An 18767-nucleotide genomic window follows, 5' to 3' on the forward strand; every position below is an offset into this window, starting at 1 on the left:
GTCACCTGTTTCATCATCGCTGAGATGCGAAAAGTAGGTCATTTCCCTCACAATGGGGCCCGACCGAAACGTGGGGGGAAAGGAAGGCCCGTGCGAGCTGCGGTAATAGCGGGTGTTCTCGCTGCCGTCTCGTTGATTCCGGGTACGGCCCATGCGGCCAAGGACCCGACGCCCTCCTATGGCGACGCGCTGGGCAACACCGCGGTAGAGACTGTGTCCTACGGTCCGGGCCGCAGCCAGGCGATGGACGTGTGGTGGACGCCCGACTACAGCAAGCACCCCGCCGTCTTCCTCATCCATGGCGGCTGGTGGTCCAGCGGCGACAAGAAGTACATGACCGAGATCACCCGCAGCTACGTCGAGCTCGGCTACACGGTCTTCAACCTCAACTACCGCCTGTCGGGTGAGGCGGCCTGGCCCGCGCAGCGCACGGACGCCTTCGACGCCATCGCCACCGCCCGCAGGCACGCCGACCGCTGGAACTTCGACCCCAACAACTACGTGGTCGTCGGCTTCTCCGCGGGCGGGCACATCGCGGCCGCGGTCGGCACGTACGGCGACGGCGCGCTGCCGGGGCTCAAGGGCGTCGTCGGCGTCTCCCCGGTGATCTCACCGCTGCGCGCCTACACCGACGGGGCGACCTCCACCGACCCCAACCGCGTCAAGCTGCGCGACGCCGCGATCAAGCTGGCCGGTGGCTGCGAGCCCAAGGGCAAGTGCTCGCGCGTGTGGGCGAGCATGGAGGTGCCGTGGCACGCCAGCAAGAAGGACGCCCCGATGCTGACCGTGCATTCCGACGACGAGTTCGTGCCCGCGTCGCAGAGCCTGCTGCTGAAGGACATGCTGGGGCAGGTCGGGGTGAAGATGACGGTCTTCACCGAGCCCGGCATCTCGCACAGCGCCCCGCTGTACCGGCAGTTCGGGGTGGCCGAGCGGGTGCAGAAGTGGATCCAGGAACAGCTGTCCTGAGGGCGGGATTACCGGAGCGGGCGCCGTTGTTGCACCGTCCGGCCCTCTGCTGATACCGGAAGGATTCTCATATGGCGCTCACCGTCTACTCCACCACCTGGTGCGGGCCCTGCAAGCGACTCAAGAGCCAGCTCACTCGCGAGGGCATCGCGTACAACGAGGTCGACATCGAGCGGAACCCCGCGGCCGCGGACTTCGTGATGAGCGTCAACAACGGGAACCAGACGGTGCCCACCGTGGTCTTCCCCGACGGCACCGCCGTGACCAACCCGTCGGTGCTGGAGGTCAAGGCGCGCCTCGCGGCCGGCGTCTGACCTGACGACACAGGACCCCTCTCCGGAGGGGTCCTTTCGCTGCCCGGTGAGTGGCGGGGCTCGACTGGAGTCCGTCTACCAGTCGCCGGTGAGGTGGTCGCCGTACCAGGTCTCGATCAGGCGGCGGGCGATGGAGACGGGGGGCGGCAGCCGTACCTCGCCGCTGTTGAGAGCGGCCAGCAGCTCGGCGCGGGTGAACCAGCGGGCCTCGGCGATCTCCTCGGGATCGCGGGTGATCTCGGTGGAGGTCGCCTGGGCGAAGAAGCCGAGCATGAGGCTGCGGGGAAAGGGCCATGGCTGGCTGCCGAGGTAGCGGGGGTTGATGACGTTCACGCCCACCTCCTCGGCCACCTCGCGGATCACGGCGTGCTCCAGCGACTCCCCCGGCTCCACGAACCCGGCGAGGATCGACAGCCGTCCCTCGGGCCACTGGGGGCCTCTGGCGAGCAGGCAGCGGTCGCGCTCGTCGCGCACCAGCATGATCACCGCGGGGTCCACCCGGGGGAAGTGCTGGCTGCCGTCCTTGGGGCAGACGCGGATGTGGCCGCCCGCCTCAACGTTCGTACGGCTGCCGCAGCGCGGGCAGTACTCGTGCGTGGTGTGCCACGCCTCCAGCGCCACGGCGTAGACGAGCAGGCCCGCGTCGCGGTCGCCGAGGAGCGCGCCCACCTGGCGCAGCCCCGCGGGGAACGGCTCGCCCTCGGGGGTGTCGCGCAGGCCGAGCGGCGCGACGACCCTGCCGTTGACGTCGCCGCCCGAGAAGCCCGGCAGCGGTGCGGAGACCGCGAAATAGGCGACGCCGTTCTCGACGCCGAGCAGGTAGCGCTCGCCCTCGGGGGCGTCGGCGGTGGTGAACAGGACCGCGTCGACCTGCTCGCCCGTGCGCCTGACCAGCGTGTGGCCCTCGTGGACGAGCAGGACCCTGCTCGTGGGATCCGTCCATGCGCGGGCCAGCCATCCGGTGTCGCCACGCAGCAGAGCCGATCTGTCGATCGTGCCTCGTGCCAGGAGCAGGGGGCCCAGAAGCTGCTCTTCTGCCGTCGACTCCACGCGCCACTTCCTCCCCGAAGACCGATGTCATCTTATGACGATCGTTTAGCTCGAACGAGACGCCGGGACCCCTGGCGGGTGAACGCCAAAGGTCCCCATGGTCACGAAGCGAAGATCACCAGGTTGTCCCGATAGCTTCGCCGCTCCTTGTCGAAGGGGCCGCCACAGGTGATCAGCCGGAGCTCGGGGCGGCTGGTGGAGCCGTACACCTGCTTGTCGGGGATGCGGTTCTTGGCGTAGCCGGCGAGTCTGCGCACCTTGAAGGTGACGGTGCTGCCGTCGGCCCTGTCCACGTGGATCCTGTCGCCGTGCTTGAGGCGGCGCAGGCCGTAGAAGACGGCGGGGCCGGTGCGCGAGTCGACGTGACCGGCGATCACGGCGGCGCCCTTCTCGCCGGGCTCGGGCCCCGCGACGTTCCATCCGGCCAGGTCGTAGCGCTTGGGGGCGATGAGCTTGCCGGTGCGGTCGAGTTCGAGGGCGATGAGGCGGGTGGTCAGGCCGATCGAGGGGATGCGCAGCCTGATCGGGTCCGCGGCCTGCATAGTTGCGGCTTGGACGGCGGCGGCCGTGGTGTCCGCCTGGGTGGGGGTGGCCTGGGTGGGAGTGGCCTGAGCGGGGGTGGCGCAGGCGAGGGCGGTCAGCGCGGCGGTGCCGGTGACGAGGCGGCGCATCGGTCAGCCCTCCTGGGTGAGCTTGCGACGCAGCCACAGACCGCCACCGGCGAGGACGGCCGCGCCTGCGAGACCGGCGGGCAGGACCGGGTTGACGCCCGAGGACTCCTCACCGGTCCAGGTGCCACCGGCCCCGGTGTCGACGCCACCGCTCGGGGTGTCGTCGTCATCGTCGTCGCGGGCCACGCCGCCGGCCCCGGTGTCGACGGCGCCCTTCGGAGCGTCATCGTCGTCATCGTCGTCCCGGGTGACGCCGCCGGCGCCGGTGTCGACCCCGCCCTTGGGAGCGTCGTCGTCATCGTCCCGGAGGGCGCCCTTGCCGGTCTCTACGCCGCCACGTGGGGCTCGGTCGTCGTCATCGCGAGATCCGCGGTCGTCCCGGCCGCCCCGGTCGTCATCCCGGTCATCCCGATCGTCCCGGTCGTCGTCGCCGTCGTCGTCCCTCTCGTCATCGTCGCCGTCGTCGTCCCTGTCGTCGATGGCCGTGACGGTGGAGGGGGCGGCCTGGGCGGGGGCGGCCGTCAGGGCCACTCCCCCGGCGCCCAGCCCGCACGTGACAGCGATCGCGAGGAGGATCCGCCTGAGGTCCATGTCCAACTCCTGGTGTCCTGGTTCCGCGTCTCCTGCGCGGCTGACTCCAGCTTCCGAACCCCCGGTGGCCCCTCCATGAGGCGGCCGTTAGAGCGTTCTCATCCGGCCCGCAGCCGGTATCCGGCGCCCCTCAGCGTCTCGATGTGCTCGGCGCCGATCTTGCGGCGGAGGTAGCGGACGTAGACGTCGACCACGTTCGATCCGGGGTCGAAGTCGAACCCCCACACGTGGCTGAGCAGCTGCTGCCGGGTCAGCACCTGGTCGGGGTGGCGGAAGAAGACCTCCGCCAGCGCGAACTCCTTGGCCGACAGCTCCACCGGCTCTCCCCCGACGTAGGCCCTGCGGCTGCGCAGGTCGAGGGAGAGGTCCCCGGCCCGCAGCACGGTCACCTCGGGCACCCGGTCGGCGCGCAGCCGCAGCCGCACCCTGGCCAGCAGCTCCTCGAAGGCGAACGGCTTGCGGATGTAGTCGTCCGCGCCGCCCTCCAGCCCGGCCACCGTGTCGGCCACGCTGTCGCGGGCGGTCAGGATGATGACCGGCAGCGAGACCCTGGCCTCGCGCAGCCGCCGCAGCACGGTGAACCCGTCGCTGAGCGGCAGCCCGATGTCGAGCACCATGAGGTCGAAGGAGCCGCCGCGGGCGTGTTCGAAGGCGCTCTCGCCGTCGGCCACCACTGTCGTGACGAACCCGTTGCCCCGCAGCCCCTTCTCCAGGAACGCGGCGATGCGGTGCTCGTCCTCGGCGATCAGGATGCGGTTCATCCGGGTACCTCTCGACACGGGAGTTCGATCACGAAGCGGGAGCCGTCCTCGACCCAGGCCCGGCCGCCGTGGGCCTCGGCGATGGAGCGGACGATCGCCAGGCCGAGCCCGGCCCCCTCGTGGGAGCGGCTGCCCGCGCGGACGAACCGCTGGAAGATCCGCTCCCTGTCCTCGGGCCGCACGCCGGGCCCTCCGTCGCGCACCCAGAGCCGGATCCGGCCGTCGACGACCGCCGAGCCTGAGGCGACGAGGTCGCCCGGCTTCGTGTGCCGTACGGCGTTGGCGGCCAGCTGCATGAGCGCCTGCGTCAGCCGCTGGCGGTCGGCGACGACGCGCGCGTCGGCGACCTCCTCCACCCGCCACGCGCGCTCGCCGAGTCCTCTGGCCTTGGCGATCACGCTGACGGTCAGGTCGGCGATCTCGACCTCCCCGAGGGCCAGGAATCCCGGCTGCTCCGACTTGGCCAGGGTGAGCAGGTCGTCGACGATCCTGTTCATGCGGGCCAGCTCGTCGGTGACCAGGGCCAGGGTCTCGGCCCTGTCGTCGGGGTCGTCGCCCATGAGGTCGAGGTGGCCGCGAATGACGGTGATCGGGGTGCGCAGCTCGTGCCCGGCGTCGTCGACGAACTCCCGCTGGACGGCGAAGGCCCGCTCGAGGCGGTCGAGCATGGTGTTGAAGGTGCGGGCGAGGGCGGCCACGTCGTCGTTGCCGGTCACGGTGAGCCGTCTGGTGAGGTCGGAGGAGTCGCCGATGTGTTCGGCGGCCTGCCGTACGAGCCTGACGGGGGCGAGCACGCGGCCCGCGACCACCCATCCTGCCGCGCCCGCGATCGCGAGGGCGGCCAGCGAGGCGAGGCTGAGCACGCCGACCGCGTCGGCCACCTCGTCGCGGTGGCGGTCGTAGAAGATCGCGGCGACGAAGTGGCCGCGCGAGCGGTCCCCCTCGACGCGGACGGGGATGACGGCGTAGCGGACGGTACCCGCCGACGTCCGCGCCCAGTCGACGGTCGGCTCGGTGGCCGCGGCGAGCCGGGCGACGAGCGCGTCGTCGGTGTCGATGATCGGACGGACCAGGCCGGTGCGCAGGTCGGCCCGGCCGTCGACGATCGTGAAGAACGTCTCCCACCTGTCGGGGACGCTGACCTCCAGGTATCGGGTGAGCAGCGCGGTGACGTCGCGTTCAGGGCGGCCCTTGACGTACTGGCGCAGCTTGTCGGCCTCGTTGCCCAGCTCGGCGTTGACCCGGTCGTCCACCCTGGCCTGGAGGACCGTCCAGACGGAGAACAGCGAGACTCCCAGCGCCAGGCCGACCACCACCAGCATCCAGCCCACGATGCGCGCACGGGCGCTCATTCCACCTGCTCAGTCGTCGTCATCGTCTTCATTGTCGTCGTCCCCGCCCCTGCTGGGAGGAGGCGGTTTGACGGGTTCGGCGCGCTCGATCCGCGTCAACACCGGCGACGAGGTAGGCGGGGAGGGCGAGGACGGCGAGGAGGTGGCGCCGGGAGTGGAGCGCGGGGTGACCACGATCGCGCCGCCCAGGTCGGGCTCGGCGTTGCTCACCGCGCCGACCACGAGGGCGGCCAGCACGGCGAGGGCGAGCGCGACGAGGGCCAGGGCGAGCGAGGTCTTACGGCTCATGTCCGCCAGCCTGACGGCCGGACGGGAGCCCACGATGAGGGGAAGATGAGAAGACTCTCATACAGGGTGATTACGCTGTCCGTGCCGCATGATGATCTCTGCCACGCTAGGATCTGCCGGTTAGGTTAGCCTTACCTGATCCGGGGGTGTCACGCGTTGCGGCTCTACCTGACCGCTGCCAAGCCGACCGACTCGGTGACCGACGGTTTCCTGCCCGCGGCCCGGGCGCTCGGCTGTGACGTCACCATCCTCAGCGACCGGCCCGAGCAGCACCCCGACGCCATCGGGTGCGACGTGTGGGATCCGCGCGCGGTCATCGACGCGATCGCCCACCACCACCGGCCCGACGCGATCTTCTCCAACTCCGACCACCTGCAGGTCGAGACCGCGCTGGCGGCGGAGTACTTCGGGCTGCCCGGCAAGGACTGGCGGGCCTGCCTCGCGGCCAAGAACAAGTTCCTGACCCGCAGGAAGCTGGCGGAGGCGGGGGTCGAGCGGGTCTGGTCGGTACGGCTGGCGCCCGGCGATCCGGTGCCGGCCGACGTGCCGTACCCGGTGGTGGTCAAGCCCCGCGAAGGGGTGGCCAGCGAGAACGTGCTGCTGGTCGGGCGCGACCTGGAGCGGTCCGTCGCCGGGATGCGGGACCTTCCGCTGGTCGTGGAGGAGTACCTGGAGGGGCCGCTGCGCACGATGGAGACCCTGGGCGACGGCGTCACGACGCGCGTGCTGGGCGGGTTCGCGACCACGCTCGGGCCGCTGCCGCACTTCGTGGAGGAGCGCCTCGACTGGGCGCCGAGCGCGGACGAGCACGTCCTGCGCGCGCTGGAGGCGCTGGGAGTGGGGTTCGGCGCCTGCCACACCGAGTACGTGGTCACGGAGCGGGGGCCGAGGATCATCGAGGTGAACTACCGGGCGATCGGCGACCACTGCGACTTCCTGCTGGCCGACATCCTGGGCGTGCCGCTGTTCGAGTGGATCCTGCGGGTGCACCTGGGCGAGCGGGTGCCCGAGCCGCCTGCCGCCGTGGGGCACGGCTGCGCGGTGAGCGTGGTCGCCGACCGCTCGGGAGTGATCACCGCGGCCCCGCCCCGCGTCGAGGAAGGCGGGTTGTGGCACCGGCCGCTGAGGAAGGTGGGCGACAGGGTGGAGCTGACCCACACCAACCGCGACTACCTGGGCGTGATCAGGGCGGTCGGGCCGTCCGCCGAGGGCGTGCGGCAGGCCGTGACCGCCTTCCAGGAGCGGCATCCGTGGGTGATCGGATGAGGCCGCGCGAGCCGTACCTCGCCAAGAGGGTCCTCGACGCGCTGCTGAGAGAGGACTACGGAGACCTGTCCAAGCGCGTGACCAGGAGCAAGGAGGGCGTGGCCCTGCTGCTGGCCGACGGCAGGCGGGTACGGCTGGCGCCCGGCCAGCTCTTCCAGGACTTCGTGGTGGCCGACGACGAGCTGCTCGGCCTGGAGCAGGTGCTCAACACGCTGCAGGAGATCGCCGACCCCGCGGACTCCGACGGCGTGGCGGCCTTCTTCGACGAGTGCGTGGAGGCGCTGCACGCGCTCGAACTGCTCGACGCGCACCGGCCCCTGATCACGGGTCGCGAGCTGGCCGACTACGAGTCGCTGGCCGCCCTCGTCGACCACCCGATCTACCCGACGGCCAGGGCCCGCGCGGGCCTGTCCGACGAGGAGCTGCTGGCCTACGCGCCCGAGTTCGCGCCCTCCTTCGACCTGCGCTGGGTGCGCGTCCCCGCCGAGCGGGTGACGGGGGCGGCCACGCACTGGGGGCCCGAGGTGCTCTTCCCCGTGCACCCGCTGACGCTGCCGAAGCTCGAAGGGGTGCAGGTGGTGGAGGGGCCGCGGCTGACGGTCAGGCCGACGCTCTCGATGCGAACCGTGCAGCTCGACTCCCGCACCCAGCTGAAGCTGCCGCTGCCCACCAGCACGCTCGGCCGCCGCAACCGCCGCTCGATCAAACCCACGACGCTCGCCGACGGCGCCGCCGCCGAGTTGCTGCTGCGCGGGCTGGCCGACCCCGACATCGTGCTGGCCGACGAGCAGACCTACGCGCACACCGGGGACGAGTACCTCGGCTGGATGCTGCGCCGCCTGCCCGAGGGACGGATCATCCCCGTCGCCGCGCTGAACGTCCCCGAGGTGCGGGCCGAGCTGGGCGACGTGGAGGGCCTGGTCACCCGCTACCTGCGGACGCTGCTGCGCTGGAACGTGCGGCTGTTCGTCAGGTACGGCGTGGCGCTGGAGGCCCACCAGCAGAACCTCGCGCTCGTGCTGACCGGACGCGACGAGCTCAGGCTCCTGGTCAAGGACAACGACGGCCTGCTGGCCTCCCCCGCGAGGCTGGCCGCCGCGGGGATCGAGGTGCCCGCCTTCGCCGACGAGCGCATGCTGACCGACGACCCGCACGCCCTCGCCGACGTGTTCGTCACGATCACCCTCCACCTGGCCGCCGCCTCGATCGCCTTCGGCGCGCTGCCCGACGAGCGGGCCGCCACGCTGGTGCGCTCCTGCCTGGAGGAGGCGCTGGACGAGCACGGCGACGACCCGATGGCCAAGCTGCTGCGCGCCCGCACGCTGGAGGCGGTCAGGCTGACCGGCAAGTCGATGATCACCGCGGGGACGCTCGTGGCCAAGGAACGATCCGGCGCGCGCGACATCAACAAGTTCTACGGCACCAGCGGCCCCAACTACCTGCGAGCCCTTTCCCTGCTGAGGAGCGCTTGATGCGAAGCCTGGTCCTCGATCCGCCCGCCGCGATCGCCGAGGAGGCCACCCTGTCCGCGTTGCTGCGCTGCTGCGTACGGGAGGTGGCGGGGCCGCGCGGGCACGTGTGGCCGGCTTCGCCGTACCTGCTGCTGACGGTGGCGGACACGCTCATCAGGGCGCGCACGGGCGGCGGCGCGGCGCTGCGGTTCGAGGGGCAGATCGAGCGCCTGGAGTACGGCGCGTGGGTGCCGCTGACCGCCGACGAGCTGGTCCGGCTGGCCGAGGCCGAGCTCGACGGGCACAACACCGAGTTCGCCGGGCAGGTGGCGGCCAGCAGGGACGCGCTGGCGGCCATCCTGCGGGCGCGGGCCTCCGCCACGCCGCCCAACGACCCGTGGCTGGCCTCGGAACAGGCGCTCGTCCTCGGCCACCCCTTCCACCCCTCGCCCAAGGCGCGCGGCGGCGAGCAGTGGCTGCGCTACGCGCCCGAGGCGCACGCCTCCTTCCCCCTGCGCCTGCTCGGCGTCCGCGAGGACGTGCTGGCGCAGGAGGGCGACGCCTCCGCGCTCGACCTGGCCGGGATCGCGCCGCAGGGCTACGCGCTGCTGCCCGCCCACCCCTGGCAGCTCGACCTGCTGCGCCCCGCCCTCGACGACCGGCTGATCGACCTGGGCGAAGGGCCCGTCGTCTGGCCGACCTCCTCGGTCAGGACGGTCTACGACCCGTCCAGCGGCAGCTGCCTGAAGTTCAGCCTCGACGTGCGGATCACCAACTGCGTGCGCAAGAACGCGTGGTACGAGCTGGCGGGCGCCGTCGCGCTGACCGAGCGGCTGGCGCCCGTCTTCGAGGCGATCTCGGCGCGGTTCCCGGGGACGCGCTGGCTGCCCGAGCCCGGCTACCGCTCGGCGGCGCTCGACACCAGGCTGCTGGAGGGGCTGGGCGTGATCGTGCGGGCCAGCCCGTGGTCGGTGTGCTCGCCGGGGCTCACGCCCGTGCTGGCGGGCGCGCTGGCCTGCGCGGCCACGCCCGCCGACCCCGTCTCCTGGTGGGCCGCGTATGTGCGGGCCGTCGCGCTGCCGGTGCTCGACGCCTACTTCACCCACGGCGTCGTCCTCGAACCCCACCTGCAGAACGTGCTCATCGGCCTTGACCCGGTGGGGCGGCCGGTCGAGGCGATCTTCCGCGACCTGGAGGGCACCAAGCTGGTCGACCACGAGCTGTCGGAGCTGCATCCGCGGGTCGCCGAGGCGCTCACCTACGACGCCTCGCGCGGCTGGGCCAGGGTGGTCTACTGCCTGATGGTCAACCACCTCACCGAGATCGCCGCCACGCTCGCGCTGTCGGACGCCGCGCTGCGCGAGCTCTGGGCGGTGGCCAGGGAGATCCTCGCCGAGTACGGCGCGGCGACCGGCTGGCCGCTGCCGCTGTCGGACCTCCTGGCCGGGGCGCCGCTGCCGGCCAAGGCCAACCTCAGCGTCCGCTGGGCCCGCGCCGCCGACAGGAGCGCGGGCTACGTGCCGATCGCCAACCCGTTCGCGTGATCGCCGACATCGCCCCTGGGCTCGCGGCCCCCGCCTTCGTCTACGACCTGGCGGCACTGGACGCGCACGCCGCCGCCGTGCGCGCGGCGCTGCCCGGCATCGAGCTCTACTACGCGGTCAAGGCCAACCCCGACCCCGAGCTCCTGCGGGTGCTCTCCGCCCACGTGGACGGGTTCGAGGTGTCGTCGGCCGGCGAGCACGCGCACGTCAGCGCCGTCCTGCCGGGCGCGCGCCTGGCCGTGGGCGGGCCGGGCAAGACGGACGCCGAGCTGCGCCTGCCCGCGCACCGCCTGCACGTCGAGTCGCCGTTCGAGCTGCGGCGCCTGCTCGATCATCAGGTACGGGCCGACGTGCTGCTGCGGCTGAACCTCCCGCTGGAGACGGCCGGTGCCGCCCTGACCATGAGCGGCCCCTTCGGCATGGACGCCCAGGGCCTGGCCGAGTGCCTGCCGCTGTTCACCGAGCGGGTCCGGCTGCGCGGGGTGCACGCCCACCTGGCCAGCGGCCTGGAGGCGCCCGCGCTGCTCGACCTCGCCCGGGTGCTGCTCGCCCAGCACGACGAGGAGGTCAACGTCGGCGGCGGCATGGCCGTCTCCTACACCTCGCCCGAGCGCCGCTTCGACTGGTCCGCCTACGGCACCGGGCTGACCGCGCTACGCCGTCCTGGCCAGGTGGTCCGCATCGAGCCCGGCCGTGCGCTGACCGTCTACTGCGGCTTCTACGTGACCCGGGTGATCGACGTACGGCGGGTGCACGGCGCGGCCTTCGCGATCGTCCACGGCGGCACCCACCACCTGCGCACGCCCGCCACCAAGGGCCACTCGCAGCCGTTCACCGTGCTGCCGACGGGGTCGGGGCCCGGCGTCGAGGACACCCCCGTGACGGTCGTGGGCCAGCTCTGCACGCCGAAGGACGTGCTCGCCAGCCAGGTCAGGACCTCGATCAGGGTGGGCGACACCGTCGTGTTCGCCATGGCGGGCGCCTACGCGTGGAACATCTCCCACCACGACTTCCTCATGCACCCGAAGCCCGGCTTCCACTACCTGACCTAGGGATCGACTCGATCAGCGCGACCAGCCCCTCCTCGTCGAGCAGGTCGACGGGGCGGACGGTCTGGTTGAACCGCACGTAGTGGAAGGCCGCGCCGACCTGCTCCAGCGGGACTCCCGCCAGGTGCGACCAGGCCAGCCGGTAGGCGGCCAGTTGGACGGCCGCGCCGCGGGCGGCCTTGCCGGACGGCGGGCGTCCGGTCTTCCAGTCGACCACCTCGTAGGAGCCGTCCTCGCGCTCGAAGACGGCGTCCATCCGACCGCGCACGAGGCGGTCGGCGATCATCGTCTCGAACGGGACCTCGAGGTCGAGCGGCTCGCGCCCGGACCACTCGCTCTCCTCGAACCGCTCCTGGAGCTCGGAGAGGCGGGCGTCGAGCTCCTCGGGCTCGTCGAAGGCCCCCGGCAGCTCGAAGTCGTCGATGAGCCGCTGCTGACCCCATCGCGACTCCAGCCACTTGTGGAAGGAGGTGCCGCGGCGGGCGAGCGGCGCGGGCTGGGTCGGGACGGGCCTGCGGATCCTGCGGGCCAGCGCGCCCGCGTCGGTGGCCAGCGTGACCAGGGACGAGACGGTCAGCTTGGCGGGCAGCTCGACCGTGGTCCGCGACCGGCCGCGGCTGGTGGCGCGCTCGCGCAGCAGCAGGTCGGTGTCGCGCTCCCAGGCGCGAAGGCGCTCCTCGTCGCCCTCGCTGAGCGGCTCGTCCTCTTCGGGGGTCTCCGCCTCTGGTGTCACCTCCATCAAGGCGGCCTCCACCAGGCGGGCGCCGTCCTCGATGCCCTGCTGGCGGGCGCCGCCCGGGGTGAGCGGCCACTGTGCCTCGGCGGGCTCGGCGAGCAGCGGGTTGGTGGCGCCCTCCTCGGGTGCGGCCGCCCACACCGCGGCCGTGCCGCAGGTGTCGCGGATCTCCAGCAGGAAGTCGGAGGGTTCGAGCGGCTTCGAGGCGGTGCCCCACCGGTAGCCGGACGCGATGAGGTGGTAGTGGGCGCGGGTCACCGCGACGTAGGCCAGGCGGCGCTCCTCCGTCAGATCGCGCTCGCGGCAGCGCGCGTCGAAGGCGGCCAGCTCGTCCTTGGTCAGCCCGGTCAGGCGGGGCAGGTCGGCGGCGTCGCCGCGCAGCGCGTACGGCAGCTTGCGCGGGTTGTCGGTCCACCGGCTGTTGGTGACCGGCGTGGCGGGGAAGATGCTGCCCTTGGTGATGCCGTTGGCGCTCAGCAGCTGCGACAGCCCCGGCACGACGACGATCGGCCACTCCAGGCCCTTGGAGGCGTGCACGGTCATCAGCTTCACGCTGTTGCTCTCGCCGACCCTGCCCGCCTCGAGGCCGAACTCCTCGCTCTCGGCCGCCTCCAGGTAGGCCAGGAACGCGCCGAGCGTCGGGTCCTCGGAGTCTCCGGCGAAGCGGGAGGCCGCATCCAGGAAGGCGTCGAGGTCGGCACGGGCCGCCACCGCGCCCGCCGTCCCCGATCGCGCCGCCACCTCGATGTCGAGGCCCATGCGCCGCTCGGCCTCGGAGATCAGGTCGGGCAGCGGCTGGTGCGTGTGGGCGCGCAGGTGGCGCAGCTCCTGGGCGAGCGCCACCATCCTGGTCCTGGCCAGCGGGGAGAACGCGGCGAGCCACTCCTCTCTGTCGGGCAGCTCGTCCAGGGCGTCCACGAGGCTGCCGCGCTCCTCGGCGAGGTCGGAGACGGCCTGGTCCAGCGGGTCTGCGGGCCGTTCGGCGCCTTCCCGCAGCTCGCGGTTGAGCTCCCTGGCGAACTCGCCGAGCTGCCTCAGGTCGGCGGGGCCGATCCGCCAGCGCGGCCCCGCCAGCAGCCTGGCGAGGGCGTCGCCCGCGCTCGCGTCGTAGAGCACCCTGAGCGTGGCCACGAGATCGCTGACCTCGGGCACGGTCAGCAGGCCGCCGAGACCCACCACCTCGACGGGGATGTCGCGCTCTTCGAGCGCTCTGCGCAGCGCGGGGAACTGCGACCGCTTGCGCGCGAGCACCGCGATGTCCTGGGGCTGGACGGCCGGCGTCTTCTTCCGCTCGCCGTCGCCCCACGGCAGGCCGTCGGGCGCGAGCTCCTGGCCGAGGGCCCGTTTGACCTGGTCGGCGACCCACCTGGCCTCGTCCTCCGCCGTCTCGTGAAAGGCGCAGGTGACGCGGCCCCTGTCGACGCGGTTGGGACCCGGCACGAGGACCGGCACCTCGCGGGCCTCCATGCGCAGCGGCAGCTGGATCCGCGCGGCCACGTCGAGCACGCGGTCGCCGTTGCGGAAGCTGACGCTGAGCTGCCTGACGGGGGCCTGGTCGCCCTTGGCGGTGCGGAAGTCGGTGACGAAGCGCCGCAGGTTGCCCGAGGACGCGCCGCGCCAGCCGTAGATCGACTGGCAGGGGTCGCCGACGGCGGTGACGGGGTGGCCGTTGCCGTACAGGCTGCGCAGCAGCACCAGCTGGGCGTGGCTGGTGTCCTGGTACTCGTCGAGCAGCACCACCGAGAAGCGGGAGCGCTCGATGCGGCCGACGTCCGGGTGGTTGGCCGCGATACGGGCGGCCAGCGACATCTGGTCGCCGTAGTCGATGACCTCACGGGCGCGCTTGAGCCGCTCGTAGGCCTCGACCAGCGGAAGCAACTGCTCGCGGGCGTCCTGGACGGCCAGCGGCCTGCGCTGCCGCACGGTGACCGCCTCGGCCGCCTTGCCGCGCAGCCACTCGCCCAGCCTCCTGACGTCGCTCGCCGAGCGCAGGTGCTCCGACAGCTCGCCCGCCAGCTCCAGGACGGCGGCCGTGACCGAGGGCGGGCCCAGCTCGATCTTGTCCATCGGCCCGTCGTACATCGCCACCACTCTGCTCGCCAGCTGCCAGGCGACGGCCGGGGTGACCAGGCGCATGGTCGGTTCGAGCGCCTCGCGGACGGCGTGGTCGGTGACCAGGCGGGCGGCGTAGGCGTGGTAGGTCGAGACCGTGGGCTCGTTGTCGAGCAGCTGCGAGGGGACCAGGCCCGCCTCCGCCAGGCCGTTCAGCCGCTCCCTGACCCGGTGCGCCAGCTCGGCCGCGGCCTTGCGGGTGAAGGTGAGCCCGAGGATGCGTTCGGGCTTGGCCAGGCCGTTGGCCACCAGCCACACGACCCTGCCCGCCATCGTCTCGCTCTTGCCCGAACCCGCGCCCGCCATGACGACCATCGGCTCCAGCGGGGCCTCGATGACCACGGCCTGCTCGGGGGTGGGCGGTCTGATGCCGAGCTTGCCGGCCAGCTCGACGGGGCTCAGCACACCTGACCCCCGTTGTCGTTGACGGGGCAGCTCGCCCTGGCGGCGCAGGTGCGGCAGCCGTCGTTGACCTTCGCCTGGAAGAACGGCCCCGACATGCCGACGGCGACGGTGTCGACCATCTCCTTCGCCCAGTTGTCGGCCCTGTCGAGCGGCGACTGCGCCTGCTCCTTGGCCTCCTTGCCCGCCGCCTTGCCCACCTGGACCAGCGCGGCGCCGCCCGGCTCGGCCAGGCCGTGCCGCTTGAAGGCGTCGAGCAGCACCGCGAGCTGGTAGACGCCCAGCTGCGGGTGGCGGTCGAGCTCGTCGGGCCTGGGCTTGGAGGTGCCGGTCTTGAGGTCGATGATGAACGCCCTGCCGTCCTCGTCGCGCTCGACCCTGTCGACGCGGCCCTTGATCTGCACGCCCTCCGAGACCGTCGCGACGAACGACTCCTCGGTGGCGACCAGGGTGCGGCCGTTGTCCTGCTGCCACTTCATGAACCTGGCGATCATCTGCTCGGCGACCCTGCGCTGCTTGCGGTTGAACCACACGCCGCCGAAGTCGAGCTCGGTCCAGATGTCGTCGAGGCGCTTGCCGAGCAACTCCTCGCTGGCGAGGTCCTCAGTGGCCAGGACGGCGAGCGCGTGGACGACCGTGCCGAGCCCCTGTGCCGAGCTCGTGCCCGCCGCGCCCACCGCGGTCTCCAGGAGCCAGCGCAGGCCGCACTTGGTGAAGCTCTCCACCGCCGAGGGCGAGATGCTCACGATGCCGTCGGGCCAGCTCAGCGGGCGGTCGTCGGACAGCTCCGTGAGGGCGTACCACTCGCTCGGATGCGCGCCCCGCACACCCTGCCGCGCCAGGCGCGCCAGGTGCTCGGCGGCCTTCCTGCGCATCGTCTCCGGCTGGGCGGTGTCGGTGACCACGCTGCGCAGGTCGGCGACCAGCGCCGACAGGTTCAACCACCTGGCGTGGTCGTCGACCGTCGCCTCCTCCACCGCTCCCGGCATCAGCTCCGACAGGAACCGCGAGGGACGCTCGTCGGCGTCCTCGCCGCCCACGGCGGTGACGACCAGCCGCTTCCTCGCCCTGGTGGCGGCCACGTAGAACAGGCGGCGCTCCTCCGCCAGCTGCTTGGCGGCCAGCGCGGCGGCGGTCGCGTCGGTGAAGTCGAGCGGCGCGCCCTCGGCCAGCTCGACCAGCTCGTCGATGCCCAGCAGGGAGCCTTTCAGCCTGATGTCGGGCCACACGCCTTCCTGCACGCCCGCGACGATCACGAGGTCCCATTCCAGGCCCTTGGCGCGATGGGCGGTGAGCACCCGCACGGCGTCGCCGTCGGGGGCGCGCTCGGCCAGCGTGTCACCGGGGATCTCCTGGGAGGAGAGGTCCTCGAGGAACACCTCGGGACCGGCCTTCGGCATCCTGTCCACGAACCTGGCCGCGTAGTCGAACAGCGCCACGACCGCGTCGAGGTCCCTGTCGGCCTGCGCCCCCCTGGCGCCGCCCGCCAGGCTGAGCTCGGTCCACCGCTCGGCCAGGCCGCTGGCCTGCCATACCGCCCAGATCACGTCCTCCGCGGTGCCACCCGCCTGGACGGCTTCGCGGGCGGTGGCGATGAGCCTGGCGACGCGTTCGGCGGGGACGGCGATGTGAGGCTCGATCCTGACGAGCTCCCTGGCGTCCCTGAGTGCGGCGATGAGCAACTCTCCCGAGGACCGCGGCACCTCCCGCCGGTACCCGTGCTCGTCGTCCTCGTCGTCCTCGTCGTCCTCGTCGTCCTCGGAGGGCGTCGCCGCGCTCTGTGGGACGGCTTCCATGAAGGGCGCCGCCTCCCCTTCGGAGAGCGCCGCCCCTCCCTCGGAAAGCGTCGCCGTCCCCTCTGAGGGCGTCCTCTCGTCCTCGGAGAGGGGCCTCTCCCCCGCAGAGAGCGTCGCCGTCCCCTCGGAGAGGGTCCTCTGCCCCTCGGAAAGGGTCCCTTCGCCCTGTGAGGCGGCGTCTACGACGGGTGGCGTCGCCTCGTCCTCAGGGGTCTCGGCTTCGGGGGTGTCGGCTTCGGATGGTGGTGTCGCGTGGGTGGCCTCGTTCTCGGCGATTTTGAGGGCGCGCCGGAGACGGCGTACCCCGAGCATGTCGGTGCCGCCGAACGGGCCGGTGAGCAGCTCCTCGGCCACCGCCTCGTCGAGCGCGGCGGGGGTCAGGGCGACGCGCAGGGTGGTGAGCAGGGGACGGACCCCCGGCTCCTGCGCCAGCGGCACCTCGTCACCGGCCACCATCGTGGGGACCCCTGCGCTCACCAGCGCCCGCCGCAGCAGTGGCACCTGCCGTTCGGCCGAGCGCACCAGCACCGCCATCCGATGCCATGGCAGACCCTCGATGAGGTGCGCCCTGCGCAGGGTGTCGGCCACCACGGCCGCCTCCTGGGTGACGCTGTCGGCCAGCAGCACCCGCACCTCGCCGTGGTCGGTGTCCGGCGTCGGAGTGAGGTCCCTGTGCCCGCGCGCCTTCTGCCTGTCGGGACGCTCCCACGTCCGCACGGGGTGCGGTTCGGCGGACACCCCGCGCGAACCGCCGTGCGAGGAGGTCGCCCCGAGCCCGGGTGAGTCCGGAGCCACGGGCGTCGTCTGAGGAGCCGGGGTGGCGGAGACCGCGGCGGCCCCGAAGGCGTCGGTGGAGGTGGCCGGCGCTCCAGAGCCGTCCACGGCGGCGCCCGGAGGTGTGAGGGTCGGCTGCGGGATCGAGGCGGACCCGGAAGGCCCCGAGGCGTCGACATCCCGCGGCACAGGGGTCGAGGCGGAACCGGAAGATCCCGAGGCGTCGACATCCCGCGGCGCGGGGGTCGAGGCGGAACCGGAAGGTCCCGAGGTGTCGACCGCGGCGTCCCGAGGCGTGGGGGTCGAGGGCGACGGAGGGGGTGCCGGATGAGGCGCCGGTGTGGCTGACGGGGAAGGCGTCGTCTGGGGATCGAAGGAGGGGGGCGGCTGGGGGGCGGGGGCCGCGGGGAGGCGGGCGGCGACGCGGCGGGAGGCCGCGAGCAGGTCCGCGCCGCTGCGGCGCGAGACGCGCAGCGCCACAACAGGCGCGGGACGGCCCGCGCGGTCGCGGAAGCGCTCGGGGAAGCGGAGGATGCCCTGGACGTCGGCCCCGCGGAACCCGTAGATCGACTGGTCGGGGTCGCCGACCGCGATGAGGTCGCGGCCGTCGCCCGCCAGGTGCCTGAGCAGGTGCTCCTGCGCGGGGTCGGTGTCCTGGTACTCGTCGACGAACACCACGTCGTATGCCGAGCGCTCGCGGTGCCGTACCGAGGGGTCGGCCAGCAGCGCGGCGGCCGCCCTGATCAGCTCGGCGTAGTCGAGCGACAGCTCGGGGTCGAGGTCGAAGCGTTCCTGGTAGCGCTGGGAGAAGCGTCCGGCGGCGACCCAGTCGGCCCTGCCGTACTGCCGGCCGAGGTCGACCAGCCGCTCGGCGTCCAGTCCTCGCTCGCCCGCGCGGGCCAGGAAGTCGCGCAGTTCCTCGGCGAAGCCGCGCGTCTTGATCGCCTCGCGCAGCGACTCGGGCCAGAACGGGGCGCCCTCCTCGAGCTCGCCGTGCAGGAGGCGGCGGATCTCGAGGAGCTGCTCGGGACCGGTGAGGAGGCGAGGCGGCTGCCTGCCCTCCAGGACGGCCTCGCGGCGCAGCAGCGCGTAGGCGTAGCTGTGGAAGGTGAGCGCGAACGGGGTGCGGGTGGTGCGCCGCATCCGGGCCGTCACCCGCTGGCGCAGGTCCTCGGCGGCCTTGCGGCTGAAGGTGAGGATGAGGACCCGCTCGGGATCGACGCCGCGCCGCTCGACGCGGTCGACGACGGCCTCGACGATCGTGGTGGTCTTGCCGGTGCCGGGACCCGCCAGGACCAGGAGCGGGCCGCCCTGGTGCGCGACCACGGCACGCTGGTCACGGTCGAACACAGGAGGCGCAACGGCGCCCCCGCCCCCACGCCGCACCAACCGCCAGGTCTGACCACTCACAGCTCTAGATTCCACCAGACCACAGGGGTAGATCGTGCCGAGTTGACCGGTCTCCTCACGCGATCCGCCCACGGTATCGAGGGAAATCTCCGATCCGTCCTCCGACACGCGGCGCATTTCATGCACATCCGTTACGGCAAGCGTGGCTCAAGGCCACCGTGGTCACCGCTGACCGTCCGTCCATCACGCGTGCTCCAGCAGGACTTCGGCCACGCACCGAAACGTCGTCCG

The 18767-nt window shown here is 72.5% G+C and carries 14 protein-coding genes; 6 read left to right on the top strand and 8 right to left on the bottom strand.

Annotated features, from left to right (window positions below):
• The first annotated feature begins 90 nt into the window (after window positions 1–90).
• Both H4W81_RS29730 and H4W81_RS29735 read left to right on the top strand, forming a co-directional pair.
• Window positions 91–969: an alpha/beta hydrolase gene (locus H4W81_RS29730; protein WP_318782029.1), complete on the top strand. Its 879-nt coding sequence runs from the start codon at window positions 91–93 to the stop codon at window positions 967–969.
• Between the two features lie 71 nt (window positions 970–1040).
• Window positions 1041–1283, top strand: coding sequence for a mycoredoxin (locus H4W81_RS29735; RefSeq protein WP_192777846.1), 243 nt, complete (start codon window positions 1041–1043; stop codon window positions 1281–1283).
• 75 nt (window positions 1284–1358) lie between these two features.
• Here the strand turns inward: H4W81_RS29735 and nudC are convergent, their stop codons facing one another.
• From nudC to H4W81_RS29765, 6 genes are all read right to left on the bottom strand, one after another.
• Window positions 1359–2333, bottom strand: a complete 975-nt coding sequence (gene nudC, locus H4W81_RS29740; protein ID WP_192777847.1) for an NAD(+) diphosphatase — start codon at window positions 2331–2333, stop codon at window positions 1359–1361.
• Between the two features lie 101 nt (window positions 2334–2434).
• Window positions 2435–3004: a class F sortase gene (locus tag H4W81_RS29745; RefSeq protein ID WP_192777848.1), complete on the bottom strand. Its 570-nt coding sequence runs from the start codon at window positions 3002–3004 to the stop codon at window positions 2435–2437.
• 3 nt (window positions 3005–3007) lie between these two features.
• On the bottom strand, window positions 3008–3595 hold the full coding sequence (locus H4W81_RS29750; RefSeq protein ID WP_192777849.1) for a hypothetical protein: 588 nt from the start codon (window positions 3593–3595) through the stop codon (window positions 3008–3010).
• 98 nt (window positions 3596–3693) lie between these two features.
• Window positions 3694–4356, bottom strand: coding sequence for a response regulator transcription factor (locus H4W81_RS29755; protein ID WP_192777850.1), 663 nt, complete (start codon window positions 4354–4356; stop codon window positions 3694–3696).
• Entirely contained in the window at window positions 4353–5708 is a 1356-nt protein-coding gene (locus H4W81_RS29760) for a sensor histidine kinase (protein ID WP_192777851.1), read from the bottom strand. Before H4W81_RS29760 ends, H4W81_RS29755 begins: the two co-directional genes overlap by 4 nt.
• A 9-nt stretch (window positions 5709–5717) precedes the next feature.
• Entirely contained in the window at window positions 5718–5996 is a 279-nt protein-coding gene (locus H4W81_RS29765) for a hypothetical protein (protein ID WP_192777852.1), read from the bottom strand.
• A gap of 156 nt (window positions 5997–6152) precedes the next feature.
• Here H4W81_RS29765 and H4W81_RS29770 point away from each other — a divergent pair, with 156 nt between their 5' ends.
• From H4W81_RS29770 to H4W81_RS29785, 4 genes are read left to right on the top strand one after another with little or no spacing between them, the layout of a single operon-like run.
• Window positions 6153–7262: an ATP-grasp domain-containing protein gene (locus tag H4W81_RS29770; RefSeq protein WP_192777853.1), complete on the top strand. Its 1110-nt coding sequence runs from the start codon at window positions 6153–6155 to the stop codon at window positions 7260–7262.
• A complete protein-coding gene (locus H4W81_RS29775; RefSeq protein ID WP_318782030.1) occupies window positions 7247–8734 on the top strand; it encodes an IucA/IucC family protein in 1488 nt (495 codons plus the stop codon). The genes H4W81_RS29770 and H4W81_RS29775 overlap by 16 nt, the downstream gene beginning before the upstream one ends.
• On the top strand, window positions 8734–10257 hold the full coding sequence (locus H4W81_RS29780; RefSeq protein WP_192777854.1) for an IucA/IucC family protein: 1524 nt from the start codon (window positions 8734–8736) through the stop codon (window positions 10255–10257). Before H4W81_RS29775 ends, H4W81_RS29780 begins: the two co-directional genes overlap by 1 nt.
• The gene (locus H4W81_RS29785; RefSeq protein WP_192777855.1) at window positions 10254–11309 is read left to right on the top strand and encodes a type III PLP-dependent enzyme domain-containing protein; all 1056 of its coding nucleotides are present in this window, start codon (window positions 10254–10256) and stop codon (window positions 11307–11309) included. The genes H4W81_RS29780 and H4W81_RS29785 overlap by 4 nt, the downstream gene beginning before the upstream one ends.
• Here H4W81_RS29785 and H4W81_RS29790 read toward each other — a convergent pair.
• Together H4W81_RS29790 and H4W81_RS47730 are read right to left on the bottom strand one after the other, a co-directional pair.
• Window positions 11272–14559, bottom strand: a complete 3288-nt coding sequence (locus tag H4W81_RS29790; RefSeq protein WP_192777856.1) for an ATP-dependent helicase — start codon at window positions 14557–14559, stop codon at window positions 11272–11274. The genes H4W81_RS29785 and H4W81_RS29790 overlap by 38 nt on opposite strands.
• A complete protein-coding gene (locus H4W81_RS47730) occupies window positions 14553–18476 on the bottom strand; it encodes a UvrD-helicase domain-containing protein (protein ID WP_318782031.1) in 3924 nt (1307 codons plus the stop codon). The genes H4W81_RS29790 and H4W81_RS47730 overlap by 7 nt, the downstream gene beginning before the upstream one ends.
• Window positions 18477–18767: the final 291 nt, after the last annotated feature.

It is taken from the genome of Nonomuraea africana (genome assembly GCF_014873535.1).
GTDB classification, from domain to species: Bacteria; Actinomycetota; Actinomycetes; order Streptosporangiales; family Streptosporangiaceae; genus Nonomuraea; species Nonomuraea africana.

What these genes read in the sequence shown, in the direction of transcription:
- H4W81_RS29735 (WP_192777846.1), top strand. Translation starts at nt 1,041, where the DNA reads ATGGCGCTCACCGTCTACTCCACCACCTGGTGCGGGCCCTGCAAGCGA.
- H4W81_RS29780 (WP_192777854.1), top strand. Translation starts at nt 8,734, where the DNA reads ATGCGAAGCCTGGTCCTCGATCCGCCCGCCGCGATCGCCGAGGAGGCC.
- H4W81_RS29750 (WP_192777849.1), bottom strand. Translation starts at nt 3,595, where the DNA reads ATGGACCTCAGGCGGATCCTCCTCGCGATCGCTGTCACGTGCGGGCTG.
- H4W81_RS29760 (WP_192777851.1), bottom strand. Translation starts at nt 5,708, where the DNA reads ATGAGCGCCCGTGCGCGCATCGTGGGCTGGATGCTGGTGGTGGTCGGC.
- H4W81_RS29745 (WP_192777848.1), bottom strand. Translation starts at nt 3,004, where the DNA reads ATGCGCCGCCTCGTCACCGGCACCGCCGCGCTGACCGCCCTCGCCTGC.
- H4W81_RS29755 (WP_192777850.1), bottom strand. Translation starts at nt 4,356, where the DNA reads ATGAACCGCATCCTGATCGCCGAGGACGAGCACCGCATCGCCGCGTTC.
- H4W81_RS29765 (WP_192777852.1), bottom strand. Translation starts at nt 5,996, where the DNA reads ATGAGCCGTAAGACCTCGCTCGCCCTGGCCCTCGTCGCGCTCGCCCTC.